The organism is Roseixanthobacter liquoris, assembly GCF_043195135.2.
Taxonomy (GTDB): domain Bacteria; phylum Pseudomonadota; class Alphaproteobacteria; order Rhizobiales; family Xanthobacteraceae; genus NCEH01.
The window spans coordinates 3,153,132-3,168,643 of sequence record NZ_CM195537.1 but is presented as its reverse complement, the minus strand read 5'-3'; the positions used below and the strand labels follow the sequence as shown (position 1 = coordinate 3,168,643).

22 protein-coding genes are annotated in these 15,512 nt (G+C 65.4%); all 22 read left to right on the top strand.

Going from position 1 to position 15,512, the window contains the following annotated elements:
* Positions 1-110: 110 nt before the first annotated feature.
* The 22 genes from rplN to V5F84_RS14130 all read left to right on the top strand — a co-directional run bounded on the left by rplN (position 111) and on the right by V5F84_RS14130 (position 15,482).
* A complete protein-coding gene (gene rplN, locus V5F84_RS14235) occupies positions 111-479 on the top strand; it encodes a 50S ribosomal protein L14 (RefSeq protein ID WP_029006297.1) in 369 nt (122 codons plus the stop codon).
* Positions 479-796: a 50S ribosomal protein L24 gene (rplX, locus tag V5F84_RS14230; RefSeq protein WP_394045008.1), complete on the top strand. Its 318-nt coding sequence runs from the start codon at positions 479-481 to the stop codon at positions 794-796. Before rplN ends, rplX begins: the two co-directional genes overlap by 1 nt.
* A complete protein-coding gene (rplE, locus tag V5F84_RS14225; RefSeq protein ID WP_348845062.1) occupies positions 789-1,346 on the top strand; it encodes a 50S ribosomal protein L5 in 558 nt (185 codons plus the stop codon). Before rplX ends, rplE begins: the two co-directional genes overlap by 8 nt.
* Positions 1,347-1,482: 136 nt before the next feature.
* On the top strand, positions 1,483-1,788 hold the full coding sequence (gene rpsN / locus V5F84_RS14220) for a 30S ribosomal protein S14 (protein WP_348845063.1): 306 nt from the start codon (positions 1,483-1,485) through the stop codon (positions 1,786-1,788).
* A gap of 10 nt (positions 1,789-1,798) precedes the next feature.
* On the top strand, positions 1,799-2,197 hold the full coding sequence (gene rpsH, locus V5F84_RS14215; protein ID WP_394045005.1) for a 30S ribosomal protein S8: 399 nt from the start codon (positions 1,799-1,801) through the stop codon (positions 2,195-2,197).
* Between the two features lie 19 nt (positions 2,198-2,216).
* Positions 2,217-2,750 carry a 50S ribosomal protein L6 gene (gene rplF, locus V5F84_RS14210; RefSeq protein WP_394045003.1) on the top strand — a complete coding sequence of 178 codons (534 nt, stop codon included), beginning with the start codon at positions 2,217-2,219 and terminating at the stop codon, positions 2,748-2,750.
* Positions 2,751-2,762: 12 nt separating this feature from the next.
* On the top strand, positions 2,763-3,125 hold the full coding sequence (rplR, locus tag V5F84_RS14205) for a 50S ribosomal protein L18 (RefSeq protein WP_348845066.1): 363 nt from the start codon (positions 2,763-2,765) through the stop codon (positions 3,123-3,125).
* A gap of 18 nt (positions 3,126-3,143) precedes the next feature.
* Positions 3,144-3,701 carry a 30S ribosomal protein S5 gene (gene rpsE / locus V5F84_RS14200; RefSeq protein ID WP_348845067.1) on the top strand — a complete coding sequence of 186 codons (558 nt, stop codon included), beginning with the start codon at positions 3,144-3,146 and terminating at the stop codon, positions 3,699-3,701.
* Between the two features lie 28 nt (positions 3,702-3,729).
* Positions 3,730-3,930, top strand: coding sequence for a 50S ribosomal protein L30 (gene rpmD, locus V5F84_RS14195; protein WP_394045001.1), 201 nt, complete (start codon positions 3,730-3,732; stop codon positions 3,928-3,930).
* Between the two features lie 10 nt (positions 3,931-3,940).
* The gene (gene rplO / locus V5F84_RS14190; protein ID WP_394044999.1) at positions 3,941-4,417 is read left to right on the top strand and encodes a 50S ribosomal protein L15; all 477 of its coding nucleotides are present in this window, start codon (positions 3,941-3,943) and stop codon (positions 4,415-4,417) included.
* Positions 4,418-4,708: 291 nt separating this feature from the next.
* Positions 4,709-6,043, top strand: a complete 1,335-nt coding sequence (secY, locus tag V5F84_RS14185) for a preprotein translocase subunit SecY (RefSeq protein ID WP_394044997.1) — start codon at positions 4,709-4,711, stop codon at positions 6,041-6,043.
* Positions 6,040-6,624 (top strand): adenylate kinase, encoded by a 585-nt coding sequence (locus tag V5F84_RS14180; RefSeq protein WP_394044995.1) that lies wholly within the window; start codon positions 6,040-6,042, stop codon positions 6,622-6,624. Before secY ends, V5F84_RS14180 begins: the two co-directional genes overlap by 4 nt.
* Positions 6,625-6,822: 198 nt before the next feature.
* Positions 6,823-7,191, top strand: coding sequence for a 30S ribosomal protein S13 (gene rpsM / locus V5F84_RS14175; protein ID WP_348931591.1), 369 nt, complete (start codon positions 6,823-6,825; stop codon positions 7,189-7,191).
* 132 nt (positions 7,192-7,323) lie between these two features.
* Positions 7,324-7,713 (top strand): 30S ribosomal protein S11, encoded by a 390-nt coding sequence (gene rpsK / locus V5F84_RS14170; RefSeq protein WP_348845071.1) that lies wholly within the window; start codon positions 7,324-7,326, stop codon positions 7,711-7,713.
* 127 nt (positions 7,714-7,840) lie between these two features.
* Positions 7,841-8,866 (top strand): DNA-directed RNA polymerase subunit alpha, encoded by a 1,026-nt coding sequence (locus V5F84_RS14165; protein WP_394044992.1) that lies wholly within the window; start codon positions 7,841-7,843, stop codon positions 8,864-8,866.
* Between the two features lie 75 nt (positions 8,867-8,941).
* A complete protein-coding gene (gene rplQ, locus V5F84_RS14160) occupies positions 8,942-9,358 on the top strand; it encodes a 50S ribosomal protein L17 (RefSeq protein ID WP_348845072.1) in 417 nt (138 codons plus the stop codon).
* Between the two features lie 230 nt (positions 9,359-9,588).
* The gene (locus V5F84_RS14155) at positions 9,589-11,013 is read left to right on the top strand and encodes a Do family serine endopeptidase (protein ID WP_394044990.1); all 1,425 of its coding nucleotides are present in this window, start codon (positions 9,589-9,591) and stop codon (positions 11,011-11,013) included.
* A gap of 24 nt (positions 11,014-11,037) precedes the next feature.
* Positions 11,038-12,348 (top strand): replication-associated recombination protein A, encoded by a 1,311-nt coding sequence (locus V5F84_RS14150; RefSeq protein ID WP_394044988.1) that lies wholly within the window; start codon positions 11,038-11,040, stop codon positions 12,346-12,348.
* 106 nt (positions 12,349-12,454) lie between these two features.
* The gene (gene crcB, locus V5F84_RS14145; RefSeq protein ID WP_394044986.1) at positions 12,455-12,841 is read left to right on the top strand and encodes a fluoride efflux transporter CrcB; all 387 of its coding nucleotides are present in this window, start codon (positions 12,455-12,457) and stop codon (positions 12,839-12,841) included.
* Between the two features lie 61 nt (positions 12,842-12,902).
* Positions 12,903-13,976 carry an RluA family pseudouridine synthase gene (locus tag V5F84_RS14140; protein ID WP_394044984.1) on the top strand — a complete coding sequence of 358 codons (1,074 nt, stop codon included), beginning with the start codon at positions 12,903-12,905 and terminating at the stop codon, positions 13,974-13,976.
* Positions 13,977-14,211: 235 nt separating this feature from the next.
* On the top strand, positions 14,212-14,793 hold the full coding sequence (locus V5F84_RS14135) for a hypothetical protein (protein ID WP_394044982.1): 582 nt from the start codon (positions 14,212-14,214) through the stop codon (positions 14,791-14,793).
* Positions 14,790-15,482: an HAD-IA family hydrolase gene (locus V5F84_RS14130; protein WP_394044980.1), complete on the top strand. Its 693-nt coding sequence runs from the start codon at positions 14,790-14,792 to the stop codon at positions 15,480-15,482. Before V5F84_RS14135 ends, V5F84_RS14130 begins: the two co-directional genes overlap by 4 nt.
* Positions 15,483-15,512 lie beyond the last annotated feature (30 nt).

The following is a 15,512-nucleotide window of genomic DNA, read 5'->3' as shown; positions in this document are numbered from 1 at the left end:
CGAGTGGAGACCGCATCGCAGTGAGAACCGTGTACCGATGAGCGGGCACGGTATGTGGAACGGGCAATGCCGGCTTGCCGGCGGCGCTGGATGACGAGAACAGGTGCGTCATGATCCAGATGCAGACCAATCTCGACGTGGCGGACAACTCCGGTGCGCGTCGCGTCATGTGCATCAAGGTGCTGGGCGGGTCGAAGCGGAAGTATGCTCACGTTGGCGACATCATCGTGGTGTCGGTCAAGGAAGCCATTCCGCGCGGCCGCGTGAAGAAGGGCGATGTCATGAAGGCCGTCGTGGTGCGCACGGCCAAGGACATTCGCCGCGTCGATGGTTCTGTGATCCGCTTCGACCGCAACGCGGCCGTGCTGATCAACAATCAGAAAGAGCCGGTGGGCACTCGTATCTTCGGACCGGTTCCGCGCGAACTCCGCGCCAAGAACCACATGAAGATCATCTCGCTGGCGCCGGAGGTGCTGTGATGGCGGCGAAGATCAAAAAGGGCGACAAGGTCGTCGTTCTCATCGGCCGCGACAAGGGTCGCTCCGGCGAGGTCATTCAGGTGATGCCGAAGGAGGAGCGTGCGCTCGTCCGTGGCGTCAATATCGTCAAGCGCCACCAGCGCCAGACGGCGGACAAGGAAGGCGGGATCATCTCGAAGGAGGCCCCCGTCCATCTGTCCAACCTTGCGGTCGCCGACCCCAAGGATGGCAAGCCGACCCGCGTTGGCTTCCAGGTGCTGGAAGACGGGACCAAGGTCCGCGTGGCCAAGCGTTCCGGGGAGAGGATCGATGGCTGAGGTGAGTTATACCCCCCGGCTGCGTACGCACTACGACGAAGTCGTGCGGCCGAAGCTGATCGAGCAGTTCGGCTATAAGAACCCGCTGCAGGTTCCGGCGATCGAGAAGATCGTCATCAACATGGGCGTCGGCGAAGCGACCGCCGACACCAAGAAGGCGACGACCGCCGCCGCCGATCTCGCGCGCATTGCCGGCCAGAAGCCGGTCCTGACGCGGGCCCGCAAGGCGATCTCGAACTTCAAGCTGCGCGAGAACCAGCCGGTCGGCGCGAAGGTCACCCTTCGCAAGGCGCGCATGTTCGAGTTTCTCGACCGCCTGGTCACGATCGCGCTGCCGCGCGTGCGGGACTTCCGCGGCCTGAACCCGAAGAGCTTCGATGGCCGCGGCAATTATGCCATGGGCATCAAGGAGCACATCGTGTTCCCCGAGATCAACTATGACCAGGTCGAGCAGGTCTGGGGCATGGACATCATCGTGTGCACCACGGCGAAGACGGACGATGAGGCGCGGGCCCTGCTGCGCGCTTTCGACTTCCCCTTCCGCCAGTGACGGTATAGAAGAGGCGATTCGCGCCTGGATCGGGTTTCCCGCCGGGCGCGTTTCCCTCTCAAATCAAGAGAAGGTTGTGATTTTCCGGCTGTGGAGGGGTTTTGGCCTCTTCAGACGCGGAGAACAGGAGCAAGACATGGCGAAGAAGAGCGCGATCGAGACAAACGAGCGTCGCCGCAAGCTCTCCAAGAGCTTGGCCGGCAAGCGCGCGGGTCTGAAGGCGATCGTGAACGACAAGACCCTGCCGATCGAGGAGCGGTTTGCCGCCACCCTCAAGCTCGCGCAGATGCCGCGGAATTCCGCGCAGATCCGCGTGCGCAATCGGTGCGAAGTCACCGGCCGCCCGCGCGCGTTTTATCGCAAGCTCAAGATGAGCCGTATCGCGCTGCGCGAGCTCGGGTCCCAGGGACTTGTCCCGGGTCTCGTGAAGTCGAGCTGGTGAGGAGAGGCTCATGTCCATCAACGATCCCATCAGCGATCTGATCACCCGTATCCGCAACGCCCAGATGCGGCGCAAGGAGAAGACCTCGAGCCCCGGTTCGCGTCTGCGCGCCAGCCTGCTCGATGTGCTCCGCGACGAGGGGTATATCCGCGGCTACACCTCGACCGATCACGGCAACGGCCGGACCGAATTCGAGATCGAGCTGAAGTATTTCGACGGCCAGCCGGTGATCCGCGAGATCAAGCGCGTGTCCAAGCCGGGCCGCCGGGTCTATGCGTCCGTCAAGACCCTTCCGCGCGTTGCGAACGGTCTCGGCATCGCAGTCGTTTCCACGCCCCAGGGCGTGATGGCCGATCACGACGCCCGCGACAAGAATGTCGGCGGCGAAGTGCTCTGCACGGTGTTCTGAGCGAGCGACGGAGAGAAACATGTCGAAGATCGGCAAGCATCCCGTCGCCATTCCCGCCGGCGTCAATGTCAGCGTGGACGGTCAGACGGTGAAGGTGAAGGGCCCCAAGGGCGCCCTGGAATTGACTCTCGTGGAAGAAGTGCTGGCGGAGCTGAACGGCGCCGAACTGCAGGTCTCCATGCGCGGCGAGACGCAGCGCCATCGGGCGATGTGGGGCATGTCCCGCACCCTGGTCGCCAACCTCGTCGAAGGCGTGACGAAGGGTTTCGAGAAGAAGCTCGAAATCACCGGCGTCGGCTACAAGGCCGCGGCTGCCGGCAAGAACCTGAACCTGTCGCTCGGCTATAGCCACGACGTGATCTACGCGATCCCCGAAGGGATCCAGATCGCGACCCCGAAGCCCACGGAAGTGCTGGTTTCTGGCGTGGACAAGCAGAAGGTCGGTCAGGTCGCTGCCGAGATCCGCGAGTTCCGCGGCCCCGAGCCCTATAAGGGCAAGGGCGTCAAATACGCAGGCGAATTCATCTTCCGCAAGGAAGGCAAGAAGAAGTAACGGAGGCGAACCATGGCTAAGGATTTGGAGGCGCTGGCGCGCCGCAAGGCCAAGGTGCGCCGTGCGATTCGCGTTGCGGCCAACGGGCGTCCCCGCCTGTCGGTGCACCGCACCTCGCAGCACATCTATGCGCAGATCATCGACGATGCGAAGGGCGAGACCGTAGCGGCCGCCTCGAGCCTCGAAAAGGACCTGCGCGGCACCCTGAAGACCGGCGCAGATACCGAGGCCGCCAAGGCCATCGGCAAGCTGGTTGCTGAGCGTGCGGCGGCGAAGGGCGTGACCGCGGTCGTGTTCGACCGTGGCGCATACATCTATCATGGGCGCGTCAAGGCGCTCGCTGAGGGCGCCCGCGAAGGCGGCCTTCAGTTCTGACGCGAAGGACGTAGCGAAATGGCCCGTGAACGGGAACACCGCGGAGATCGCGAGGATCGTGACAACACGTTCGTGGACAAGCTGGTCCACATCAACCGTGTCGCGAAGGTTGTGAAGGGTGGACGGCGCTTCGGTTTCGCCGCCCTGGTTATCGTCGGCGACCAGAAGGGTCGCGTCGGGTTCGGCCATGGCAAGGCGCGTGAAGTGCCGGAAGCCATCCGCAAGGCCACGGAAAGCGCCAAGCGCGCGCTGATCCGCGTGCCGCTGCGCGAAGGCCGCACCCTGCATCATGACGTGCATGGGCATCACGGTGCCGGCAAGGTCATCCTGCGCGCCGCCCCGGCCGGTACCGGCATCATCGCCGGCGGCCCCATGCGCGCCGTGTTCGAAACCCTCGGCATCCACGATGTCGTCGCCAAGTCGTTCGGGTCTTCCAACCCCTACAACATGGTACGCGCTACGTTTGACGCCCTGGTCAATCAGGACAGCCCGCGCTCCGTCGCTTCGCGCCGGGGTATCAAGGTATCGCAGCTCCAGTCCCGCCGCCGCGTTGAAGACGCGGAAGCGACGGACTGAGCCAGGCAGCAACCATCAGGAGCGCGCCATGGCTAAGGCGATTGAAGGAAAAACCGTAACCGTGGAGCAGATCGGCTCGCCGATCCGCCGTCCGTTCGTGCAGGAGGCGACCCTGGTCGGCCTCGGCCTGAACAAGCGGCATCGCCGCTCCACTCTCCAGGATACGCCGGCCGTGCGCGGCATGATCGCGAAGGTCGGCCATCTCGTCCGCGTGGTCGAGGGCGAGTGAGGGCCATCAGATGAAGCTCGACGAGATCAGAGACAACGAAGGCGCGCGCAAGAAGCGCATGCGCGTCGGCCGAGGCATTGGCTCCGGCAAGGGCAAGACTGCGGGTCGCGGCGTCAAGGGTCAGAAGGCCCGTACCGGCGTTGCGATCAAGGGCTTTGAGGGCGGCCAGATGCCGTTGCATCGTCGCCTGCCGAAGCGCGGTTTCAACAACATCTTCGCCCTCGACTTCAACGAGGTGTCGCTGGGCCGGATTCAGACCGCCATCGACGCGGGCAAGCTGGATGCCGGCGCGACCATCGATGCCGCCGCCCTGGTGGCGGCCGGTGTTCTGCGTCGTGCCAAGGACGGCGTGCGCGTGCTCGGCTCGGGCGAGCTGAAGGCGAAGGTTTCGCTTGAGGTGTCCTATGCCACCAAGTCGGCGGTCGAGGCGATCGAAAAGGCGGGTGGCACGGTCACCATGTCTGCGGTTGCGGTGGAAGCTGCGTGATTTCTGACGGCGGCGGGCAGGATCTGCTTCGCCGCCGTCGTCCGTTCGTTTTCTGAAAAGCATTTGAGTTCAGGAATTTAGGGTCCCACCGGGCATGGGGCCGAAGTTAGAGGCGGTCCTTCCGCCTCATCGCGTAGGCCCGGCGCGTCATCTCGCCAATGGTCTGCCGCGGCGAGTGCGGGTATGACCGATGGAAAGATGCGGTGCGTGCCGGCTCTCGCCCTGACGCCGCGCGCTCCCGCCTCTCATGGATAGGCCGTTCCCACGCGGATGGCCCAAGCGGAGCAAGGCATGGTCTCGGCGGCGGAACAACTCGCAGCGAACCTGAATTTCGGCGCTCTCGGCAAGGCCGAGGAGCTGAAGAAGCGCATCTGGTTCACTCTCGGCGCCCTTCTGGTGTATCGCCTGGGAACCTATATCCCCCTTCCGGGGATCAATCCCGATGCGCTGTCGCAAGTCTTTCACGGCGCGCAGAACGGCATCATCGGCCTGTTCAACATGTTCTCCGGCGGTGCCGTCGAGCGCATGGCGATCTTCGCCTTGAACATCATGCCGTATATCTCCGCCTCCATTATCATTCAGCTTCTGACCACCGTCTCGCCGACGCTGGAAGCGCTGAAGAAGGAAGGCGAGAGCGGTCGTAAACAGATCAACCAATATACCCGCTACCTCACCGTGGTCCTGGCTCTGTTCCAGGCCTATGGCATCTCGGTCGGCCTCGAAAGCTCCGGTTCGGTGGTTCAGGATCCGGGCCTGTTTTTCCGCGTGTCCACGGTGATCACCTTGACCGGCGGCACGATGTTCTTGATGTGGCTGGGTGAGCAGATCACGTCGCGCGGCATCGGCAACGGCACGTCTCTGATCATCTTCGCGGGCATCGTGGCCGAGCTTCCCGGCGCCTTCGTGCGCACCCTGGAACTTGGCCGCCAGGGCGCGATTTCCACCCCGATCATCCTGCTCGTGCTGGTGATGGTGGTCGGCCTGATCGCCTTCATCGTGTTCATGGAGCGGGCCCAGCGCCGCCTGCTGGTGCAGTATCCCAAGCGCCAGGTGGGCAACCGCCTGTACGAAGGGCAGTCGTCTCACCTGCCGCTGAAGTTGAACACGTCTGGTGTGATTCCGCCGATCTTCGCCTCTTCTCTGCTGCTGATTCCCACGACGATCGCGAGTTTCATGCAGGGTTCGGGTCCGGAATGGCTCGGCGTCGTCACCACGCAGCTCGGCCACGGCCGGCCGCTGTATATGATTCTCTATGTCGCGCTGATCGTGTTCTTCTGCTTCTTCTACACCGCCATCGTGTTCAATCCGGTGGAAACGGCGGACAATCTGAAAAAGCACGGCGGCTTCATTCCCGGCATCCGTCCCGGGGAGCGGACCGCAGAATATATCGACTATGTGCTGACCCGAATCACTGTCGTGGGCGCTGCTTACATTGCGGCAGTGTGTCTCTTCCCCGAACTGCTCATTTCCTACGCGGCCGTTCCGTTCTATTTCGGAGGGACGTCGTTGTTGATCGTGGTTAGCGTCACGATGGACACCGTATCTCAGATACAGGGACACCTCTTGGCCCACCAGTACGAAGGACTGGTTAAGAAGGCCAAGCTGCGTGGGGGGAGACGGAAATGAGATTGATTCTGCTGGGACCTCCCGGGGCGGGGAAGGGGACTCAAGCCCAGCGACTGGTGGCCCGTCACGGGATCGTCCAGCTTTCGACCGGTGACATGCTGCGGGCTGCCGTGGCAGCCGAGACGCCCGTCGGGCTGAAGGCCAAGGCAGTGATGGAAGCGGGCGGGCTGGTGTCGGATGACGTGGTCATCGGCATCATTGCCGAGCGGCTCGAGCACGCGGACGCGCAGAAGGGGTTCATCCTCGATGGCTTCCCGCGCACGGTCGCGCAGGCCGAGGCGCTGGACCACATGCTGGCCGACAAGGGCCTGAAGCTTGATGCGGTGATCGAGCTGGTCGTGGACCAGGCGCTGCTGACGGATCGGATCCTGCGCCGCGCAGAAGAGACCAAGGCGCGCGGCGAACCGGTCCGGAAGGACGACGATCCGGACGTGTTCCGCCATCGGCTGGAGGCCTATAATCGCGATACTGCGATTGTGGCGCCTTATTATGCCGCGCGCGGCCAGCTTCAGCAGATCGACGGCATGCGGCCCATTGACGAGGTGACGCAAGCCATCTCCGAGGTGCTCGAAACGGTCTGACGGGGACCGGCAGGGAGGTGCGACTTGACGCCTCCCTCATAAGCGTGTATCAGCGCTCCCTTCATTCGGCATCCGTGCTGCCCGCGCCGCTTCCGGCGACGTGGGACGTGCGGGCTTTGTTTTATCTCCGCAAGGGCCGGCCTCCACCGGACGCGGAGACACCGTCCGCATCCGTGGGCGGTTCACATGGAGAGACACGTGGCTCGTATCGCTGGCGTTAACATTCCGACCAACAAGCGCGTAATCATTGCGCTTCAGTACATCCACGGCATCGGCCCGAAGAAGGCCGAGGAGATCGTGACGAAGGTGAACATTCCGGCCGAACGCCGGGTGAATCAGCTCACCGATCAGGAAGTGCTTCAGATCCGCGAGACGATCGACCGCGACTATATCGTGGAAGGTGATCTGCGCCGCGAAGTGTCGATGAATATCAAGCGCCTGATGGACCTCGGCTGCTATCGCGGCCTGCGCCATCGTCGCGGTCTGCCGGTGCGCGGCCAGCGCACCCACACCAACGCCCGCACCCGCAAGGGTCCGGCGAAGGCGATCGCCGGCAAGAAGAAGTGATCTGCGCCTAGGTGCAGTGGGGAGGCCGGTGCGCCGGCCTTCCTTTTTGTGTTTCGCTCGACCCGCTCCCACGAGGGAGCACCTGTCCCGAGCGCCTGGTGTTACGGGCGCGCCTGAAGGATCAAAGTACAGATGGCCAAGGAAGCTACCCGCGTTAAACGTCGTGAGCGCAAGAACATCGCCTCCGGCGTCGCGCATGTGAACGCCTCGTTCAACAACACCATGATCACCATCACCGATGCGCAGGGAAACACGATTTCCTGGTCGTCCGCCGGTGCCATGGGCTTCAAGGGCTCGCGCAAGTCCACGCCGTACGCCGCGCAGGTTGCCGCCGAGGACGCGGCCCGCAAGGCAGCGGAGCACGGCATGCGCACCCTGGAAGTGGAAGTCTCCGGTCCCGGCTCGGGACGTGAGTCCGCCCTGCGCGCCCTCCAGGCCGCTGGCTTCATGGTGACCTCGATTCGGGACGTGACCCCGATCCCGCATAACGGTTGCCGTCCGCGCAAGCGCCGGCGCGTCTGAGCGTTCCATTGGCTCGCCGGCCCGGTCGGCGAGCCTTCTGCCCGGTTCCTCCCCCCGCATACGGGACGGGTCGGCGCCTCGCGGTCAGAGATCGCACCTGAGTGCAGCGGCCCGGTGAGAAGGCAAGGTGACGCAAGTGATTCAGAAGAACTGGCAAGAACTGATCAAGCCCGAGAAGTTGCAGGTCACGGCTGGCCGCGATCCCAAGCGCCTCGCCACCGTCGTGGCCGAGCCGCTGGAGCGGGGCTTCGGCATGACCCTCGGCAATTCGCTGCGGCGCATCCTGCTGTCCTCGCTGCAGGGTGCGGCGGTGACCTCGGTGCATATCGACGGCGTGCTGCACGAGTTTTCGTCGATCCCCGGCGTGCGCGAGGATGTGACCGACATCATCCTCAACATCAAGGACATCGCCATCAAGATGCAGGGCGAAGGCCCCAAGCGTCTGGTCGCGAAGAAGACCGGCCCCGGCGTGCTGACCGCCGGCGACATCCAGACCGTGGGCGACATCCAGGTGCTCAACCCGCATCTCGTCATCTGCACGCTGGATGACGGCGCCGAGCTGCGCATGGAATTCACCATCGATACGGGCAAGGGTTATGTGGCGGCCGACCGCAATCGGCCGGAAGATGCGCCCATCGGGCTCATCCCCATCGACAGCCTGTATTCGCCGGTCCGCAAGGTCTCCTACAAGGTCGAGAATACCCGTGAGGGTCAGATCCTCGACTATGACAAGCTGACCATGCAGATCGAGACCGACGGGTCCATTTCTGCGGAAGATGCGCTGGCTTATGCCGCGCGAATCCTGCAGGACCAGCTTGAGATCTTCGTGAACTTCGAAGAACCCAAGCGCGAGAGCGAATCCACCGCCATCCAGGAACTGCCCTTCAATCCGGCGCTTCTGAAGAAGGTGGACGAGCTGGAGCTGTCCGTGCGCTCGGCGAACTGCCTGAAGAACGACAACATCGTCTATATCGGCGACCTGATCCAGAAGAGCGAGACGGAGATGCTCCGCACGCCGAACTTCGGGCGCAAGTCGTTGAACGAGATCAAGGAAGTCCTGGCTTCCATGGGTCTGCATCTCGGCATGGAAGTGCCGGGCTGGCCGCCTGAGAACATCGAAGAGCTGGCAAAGCGCTTCGAAGATCATTACTGAGCTTTCCATACGCGGCTCGAGCCGCTCAACCATAAGCCGGCTCGAAACGCCGTCGGATTTTAGGAGTTCGCCGTCATGCGTCACGGCAAGGTACATCGCAAGTTCAACCGCACCTGGGAACATCGCAAGGCGATGTTCATGAATCTCAGCGCGGCGCTCATCACCCATGAGCAGATCGTCACGACCCTGCCCAAGGCGAAGGATCTTCGCCCGGTGGTGGAAAAGCTGGTTACGCTCGCCCGTCGCGGCGATCTGCACGCCCGTCGCCAGGCCATCGCCGAGCTGCGCGACGTCGCGGTTGTGAAGAAGCTGTTCGACGTGATCGCGCCCCGCTATCAGGCGCGTCCGGGCGGCTACACCCGCATCGTCAAGGCGGGCTTCCGCTATGGCGACTCGACCCCGGTCGCGGTGATCGAGTTCGTCGATCGTGACGTGGACGCGAAGGGCGCTTCCGATCACGCGCGCACGGCCGCCGAGGCCGCCGCCGCCTGAGGCTGGATCTCTTTCAGGTTCCGAACGTTTCGGGAGGGCGGCCGCAAGGTCGCCCTTCTTTCGTTTCAGGCAGGCTCTATATGTTGCGTGCGGCGCCGCGCGGCGCCGGCGCGGACCCAGGGTGGCTCATGGCTTTTGGCATCTCCCGCTTTTTTCGTGTCGAACCTTCATTGCCGGGCGTTTGCCCTCGGCCCGGGCTGCGCGGAGCGTGGCGCGCCTGCGGGGCCGGGATGCTCGGCCTGTTGGTGATCGCGGCGGCAGGGGAAGCCCTGGCCCAGTCGACGGCACCGGCGGCCCCGGCGCAGCGGGCGCAAGTGCCGGCGTCGCGGGGCGAAATCACGCTCAGCTTCGCCCCGGTGGTGGCCCGCACGGCCCCGGCGGTGGTGAATGTCTATGCGCTCAAGAGCGCGCCGCGCTCCAACCCGTTCTTTGACGATCCCTTCTTCCGGCGCTTTTTCGGGGGTGGGCAGGGGGGCGATGCGCCAGGGCTCGGCGGTCCCGAGCGGATGCAGCGCTCGCTGGGGTCCGGGGTGATCGTCGATCCGAGCGGCCTCGTGGTGACCAACCACCATGTGATCCAGGGGGCGGACCAGATCCGAATCGCTCTCAACGACAAGCGCGAGTTCGACGCGGATCTGATGCTCAGCGATCCGCGTACCGACCTTGCCGTGCTGCGCATCAAGGGCGATCAGAAGACCTATGCGAGCCTCGAACTCGGCAATTCAGACGATCTGGCGGTGGGTGATCTGGTGCTGGCGATCGGCGATCCGTTCGGCGTCGGCCAGACGGTGACGCAGGGCATCGTCTCGGCGCTCGCCCGCACGCAGGTGGGCGTGTCGGATTATCAATTCTTCATCCAGACCGACGCGGCGATCAACCCCGGTAATTCGGGTGGCGCGCTGGTGGATATGGCAGGGCGGCTGATCGGCATCAATACGGCGATCTATTCCCGGTCCGGCGGCTCGCACGGCATCGGCTTTGCGATACCGACGAACATGGTGCGGGTGGTGCTCGAATCTGCGAAAGCGGGCTCCGCGACGGTGCGCCGGCCCTGGCTCGGCGCCAAGCTCCAGCGGGTGACGCCCGAGATCGCCGAAGGGCTCGGCATCGCCCGGCCGACCGGCGTGCTGGTGCAAGGCGTGCTTGCCGACAGTCCGGCCGCCAAGGCGGGCATCAAGACCGGCGACCTCATCGTTGCGGTGGAAGGGCTGGGCGTCGATGATCCTGAATCCCTCGGCTATCGGTTCGCCACGCGCCCCATGGGTGGCACCGTCACCTTCACCCTCAGCCGCCAGGGCCGGGAGACCCAGGTCAAGGTCGCCCTGGAGCCGGCGCCGGAAAGCGTGCCGCGTCAGGAAATCGTGTTGCGTGGCCGCTCGCCCTTCGCCGGCGCGCGGGTGGTGAATGTGTCGCCTGCGGTCGCGGAGGAGATGCGGGTCGACGTGGACGACACCGGCGTCGTCGTGGCGGATGTCGCGGAGAATTCCCCTGCCGCCGCCGCGGGCTTCCGCGCGGGCGATGTCATTCTGGCGGTCAACGGGACCAAGATCGCCCGGACCGGCGATCTGGAGCAGGCCACGCGCGCGCCCATGCGCGCATGGCAGGTGAGCGTGGCGCGCCGCGGGCGCGTCATCAATGCCGTGATCGGCGGCTGAACGCGACAGGGGTCTGGGCGGTTCATGGCGACCTTGTTTGAAGCGGCCGGGCTGGAGCAGGGGGCGCCGCGCCCCCTGGCGGATCGGCTGCGGCCGGAGAAGATCGCCGACGTGGTGGGGCAGGACCATCTGGTCGGCCCCGATGGCGTGCTGACGCGCATGCTGGAGGGCCGTTCGCTCGGCTCGCTCATTCTCTGGGGGCCGCCCGGCACCGGCAAGACCACCGTGGCGCGGCTGCTGGCCCATGCCACGGATCTGCATTTCGAGCAGATCTCGGCCATCTTCTCCGGGGTCGCCGATCTGAAGAAGGTGTTCGAGCAGGCTCGCCATCGCCGGGCCACCGGGCGGGGCACGCTGCTGTTCGTGGATGAGATCCATCGCTTCAACCGCGCCCAGCAGGACAGTTTCCTCCCCGTGATGGAGGACGGCACGGTGACGCTGGTGGGCGCGACCACGGAGAATCCCTCGTTCGAACTGAACGCCGCCTTGCTGTCGCGCGCGCGGGTGCTGGTGTTTCGCGCCCTGGATGAGACGGCTATCTCCCGCCTTCTGGCCCGTGCGGAGGAGGTGGAGGGCCGCCCCCTGCCGCTCGACGCCGAAGCCCGGGACGCGCTTGCCCGCATGGCGGATGGTGACGGCCGCGCCGCGCTGACCCTGGCGGAGGAGGTCTGGCGCGCCGCGCGCCCCGGCGAGATGTTCGACACCGCCGCCCTTCAAGACGTGGTGCAGCGCCGCGCGCCGATCTACGACAAGAGCGAGGATGGGCATTACAATCTCATCTCCGCCCTGCATAAATCAGTGCGCGGTTCGGACCCGGATGCGGCCCTCTATTATCTCGCGCGCATGCTGGACGCGGGCGAGAGCCCGCTGTTCCTGGCCCGGCGGCTGGTGCGCATGGCGGTGGAGGATATTGGGCTCGCCGATCCGCAGGCCCTGGTGGTCGCGAACGCGGCCAAGGACGCTTATGATTTTCTCGGTTCGCCCGAGGGTGAACTCGCTTTGGCCGAGGCCGCTGTCTATATGGCCACCGCACCCAAATCGAACGCGGTCTACAAGGCGTGGTCGGCGGCCATGCGCACCGCCAAGGCCGGTGGCTCCCTGGTGCCGCCGAAGCATATCCTTAACGCCCCCACCAAGCTCATGAAGGGCGAAGGCTACGGCAAGGGGTATCGCTACGACCATGACGAGCCCGATGCGTTCTCGGGTCAGAATTATTTTCCCGAGCAGCTCGGGCGCCAGAGCTTTTTCCATCCCGTGGAACGCGGCTTCGAGCGTGAAATCAAGAAACGCATGGACTATTGGGCGCGATTGCGCGCGGAGCGGGGCGAGCCGTGACGGCGCGGCCGCCTGCTGCGGTGCAAAAATCCCGGCGCGCGAGCTTGATGCGGAGCTTGCGGGAACGCTAAGACGAAGGCGGTCCTTCGCGCTTGCAGGTGCAGCCATGATTCCTGCTCTTCTGGTTTTCGTCGGGGCGGGCCTGGGCGGCCTGATGCGCCACCTTTTCAATCTGGCGGGCGTGCGCCTGCTGGGAATGGTGGACTTTCCCTATGTCACGATGTTCATCAACGTGCTGGGCTGCTTCATCATGGGAGTGGCGACCATCTGGTTCGCGATGCGGTCCGGGGTCAGCTGGTCGCAGCCCACGCGCCTGTTCCTGACCACCGGGGTCTTGGGCGGATTCACCACCTTCTCCACGTTTTCCCTCGAGTTCGCCCTGCTGATGGAGCGCGGCGTCTGGGGGCATGCGATGGCCTATGCCATCGGCTCGCTGGTGCTGTGCATACTCGCCGTGACGGCCGGCATGGCACTCATGCGCGCCATTACGTGACAGACGGGCGCGGGACGCGTAAATCTGCGCGCAAGTTCCGACCGTTTCGAGGATGTGACCCATGGCGGTCGAAGTAAAACAGGTGAGTGCGGACGAGGCCGGGATGCGCCTCGACCGCTGGTTCAAGGCCCATTTTCCGGATCTCTCCTTCGGCCATCTCCAGAAGCTGGTGCGGACGGGCCAGGTGCGCGTGGATGGCGGGCGCGCCAAGACCTCCACCCGGCTCGATCCGGGCCAGAGCGTGCGCATTCCCCCGCTTGGCGTCGATGCCGATGGGATCGAGCCGGTGGATGCCGCTGACGAGGCGGCGCGGGCCGCCGCGGCAGGTGGCGAGGCCGGTGAACGCCCGGCCGCGCCGCGCGGCGTGATCGCGGCCGCTGCCCGGCGCGAGAATGAAGACCTCACCGCGCTGAAGGCCATGATCCTCTACGAGGACAAGGATGTGATGGTTCTCAACAAGCCCATGGGCCTCGCGGTCCAGGGCGGTTCGGGCACCTACCGCCATGTCGACGGCATGCTCGATTCCATGCGCGATCGCGACGGCCAGAAGCCGCGCCTCGTCCACCGCATCGACAAGGACACCGCCGGCTGCCTGCTGATTGCCAAGACCCGGCTTGCGGCGTCGATCCTCACCAAGAGCTTCCGCTCGCGCGAGGCGCGCAAGATCTATTGGGCGCTGGTGCCGGGCGTGCCGAAGCCTCGGCAAGGCCGCATCTCCACCTATCTTGCCCGCGAGGAGAGCGAGGAGCGCATGCGCGTCGCCCGCCATGGCGAGGACGAGGCGAGCCACGCCTTGACCTATTATGCCGTGGTGGACCAGGCGGCGCAGAAGATGTCCTGGCTCTCGCTCAAGCCGGTTACCGGCCGCACCCACCAGCTGCGCGCCCATATGGCGCATATCGGCCATCCCATCGTCGGCGATCCGAAATATTTCAACATCGAGAACTGGGAGTTTCCCGGCGGGATGCAGAACAAGCTGCACCTGCTGGCCCGCCGGATCGTGATTCCCCATCCGCGCGGCACCGGCGTCATCGATGTCTCGGCGCCGCTGCCGCCCCACATGGCCCAATCCTGGGCGGTGCTGGGGCTCGACGCCACGCAATACGACCCGATCCTGGAAGCGCCGGAATCCTGATCCTGGCAGGCGATCCGGCGGCGCTTGCGGCCGCGTCGCCGCTGCGGCGCGGGCCGGGCAGGTTTCCCCTGCGGACAAACCGCGCTACACGGATGCCGGGGGCGCGCCATCCACTCGAGTGAGGAGACGATGCATGAGCCGACAGCCAGACTCGTGTCCCGGCTGCGGAGCACCGACGCATCCCCACGCCCATGAATGCGCCGAGTGCGGCGCCGTCCTGCCGCAGCGCCGTTCGATGCTTCCCCTTGTTGTCGGTGCCGCGGGCGTGCTGGTGGCGCTCCTGGCCGGTGCCGGCGTGTGGATCATGCTGAGCCCGCCGACCGGCGGACCGGCCCATGAGGCGAGCGCGCCGGCTGCCGCGCCCGCTCAACCCGCTCCGGCCGCACCCATGCCCGCTTCCGCGCCGGCGACATCTGCTGCGGCGACTCCCGAGCCCCAGCTCGTCGCCCCCCAGCTCGTGCCGCAGCCGGAAACCACCACGTCCGCCGCCCCGGAACCCGAAGCCGGCTTGCCCACCGTTCGTCCCGGCGTTCCCCTGCCGCCCGCCGACGAGCCGGCCCGGCGCGCGTTCGCGAAGACGACCCAGGATAATTTCGTCCAGAACGGGCTCGATCTTCAGGTCACCACCAGCGGACCCGAGGCGACGATCATCGCCATCAAGTTCAATTTTCCCGCCAAGACCGCCGTGGAACTGATCGCCTCCGGCCCGTTCCCGCGTCAATGCAAGCAGCGCGGCTTCAAGACCATTCAATTCGTCGATCCCAACGCCATATCCTGGACCTATGATCTCGCCACAGACAAGCTGACCCAGAAATGACCTCCGACGACCGGCTTCCCCTACTCATCCTGTTCGATTGCGACGGCACGCTGGTGGACAGCCAGCACGCGATCGTCGAAGCCATGAGCGCGGCTTTCGTTTCCTGCGGCGTGACACCGCCCGCGCGGGAGGAGATTCTCTCCGTGGTCGGCCTCTCGCTGCCGGAAACATTCGCGGTGCTGTCCCGCGGGGCCGTGGATTTCCCTGTGGTCGCACTGGAGGAGGCCTATCGCTCCACCTACCGCACGCAGCGCGAAGCTGCGCCCACCGAGCCGCTCTATGATGGCGCGCGCGAGACGCTGCAAGCGCTGCGCGCCCGCGCCGACCTGCAATTGGGCATGGTCACCGGCAAGGCGCGGCGCGGGGTGCGGCGGGTGCTGACCGGTCATCAAATGGAAGGCTGGTTCTCCACCATTCAGACGGCGGACGACGCGCCCTCCAAGCCGCATCCCGCCATGGTGCTCCAGGCGATGGCGGAGACCGGGGCCGAGCCGGGCTTTACCGTCGTGGTGGGTGATACCACTTACGATATGGAAATGGCGAAGGCCGCCGGCGCCTTCGCCATCGCGGTCGGCTGGGGCTATCACGAGCCCGGCGCGCTGCTGGCGGCCGGCGCGGATCTGATGGTGGAGCGGTTCGCGGATCTGCCGGCGGCCATCGAGACCTTGTTCGCGCGCGTTCCCGCATGAACCGCGCCCGGCGAAAACACGAGACCCCAC

Excerpts from the sequence above, each read along its gene's own strand:
- rplN (WP_029006297.1), top strand. The coding sequence starts at position 111 with ATGATCCAGATGCAGACCAATCTCGACGTGGCGGACAACTCCGGTGCG.
- rplX (WP_394045008.1), top strand. The coding sequence starts at position 479 with ATGGCGGCGAAGATCAAAAAGGGCGACAAGGTCGTCGTTCTCATCGGC.
- rplE (WP_348845062.1), top strand. The coding sequence starts at position 789 with ATGGCTGAGGTGAGTTATACCCCCCGGCTGCGTACGCACTACGACGAA.
- rpsN (WP_348845063.1), top strand. The coding sequence starts at position 1,483 with ATGGCGAAGAAGAGCGCGATCGAGACAAACGAGCGTCGCCGCAAGCTC.
- rpsH (WP_394045005.1), top strand. The coding sequence starts at position 1,799 with ATGTCCATCAACGATCCCATCAGCGATCTGATCACCCGTATCCGCAAC.
- rplF (WP_394045003.1), top strand. The coding sequence starts at position 2,217 with ATGTCGAAGATCGGCAAGCATCCCGTCGCCATTCCCGCCGGCGTCAAT.
- rplR (WP_348845066.1), top strand. The coding sequence starts at position 2,763 with ATGGCTAAGGATTTGGAGGCGCTGGCGCGCCGCAAGGCCAAGGTGCGC.
- rpsE (WP_348845067.1), top strand. The coding sequence starts at position 3,144 with ATGGCCCGTGAACGGGAACACCGCGGAGATCGCGAGGATCGTGACAAC.
- rpmD (WP_394045001.1), top strand. The coding sequence starts at position 3,730 with ATGGCTAAGGCGATTGAAGGAAAAACCGTAACCGTGGAGCAGATCGGC.
- rplO (WP_394044999.1), top strand. The coding sequence starts at position 3,941 with ATGAAGCTCGACGAGATCAGAGACAACGAAGGCGCGCGCAAGAAGCGC.
- secY (WP_394044997.1), top strand. The coding sequence starts at position 4,709 with ATGGTCTCGGCGGCGGAACAACTCGCAGCGAACCTGAATTTCGGCGCT.
- V5F84_RS14180 (WP_394044995.1), top strand. The coding sequence starts at position 6,040 with ATGAGATTGATTCTGCTGGGACCTCCCGGGGCGGGGAAGGGGACTCAA.
- rpsK (WP_348845071.1), top strand. The coding sequence starts at position 7,324 with ATGGCCAAGGAAGCTACCCGCGTTAAACGTCGTGAGCGCAAGAACATC.
- rplQ (WP_348845072.1), top strand. The coding sequence starts at position 8,942 with ATGCGTCACGGCAAGGTACATCGCAAGTTCAACCGCACCTGGGAACAT.
- V5F84_RS14155 (WP_394044990.1), top strand. The coding sequence starts at position 9,589 with ATGCTCGGCCTGTTGGTGATCGCGGCGGCAGGGGAAGCCCTGGCCCAG.
- V5F84_RS14150 (WP_394044988.1), top strand. The coding sequence starts at position 11,038 with ATGGCGACCTTGTTTGAAGCGGCCGGGCTGGAGCAGGGGGCGCCGCGC.
- crcB (WP_394044986.1), top strand. The coding sequence starts at position 12,455 with ATGATTCCTGCTCTTCTGGTTTTCGTCGGGGCGGGCCTGGGCGGCCTG.
- V5F84_RS14140 (WP_394044984.1), top strand. The coding sequence starts at position 12,903 with ATGGCGGTCGAAGTAAAACAGGTGAGTGCGGACGAGGCCGGGATGCGC.
- V5F84_RS14135 (WP_394044982.1), top strand. The coding sequence starts at position 14,212 with ATGCTTCCCCTTGTTGTCGGTGCCGCGGGCGTGCTGGTGGCGCTCCTG.
- V5F84_RS14130 (WP_394044980.1), top strand. The coding sequence starts at position 14,790 with ATGACCTCCGACGACCGGCTTCCCCTACTCATCCTGTTCGATTGCGAC.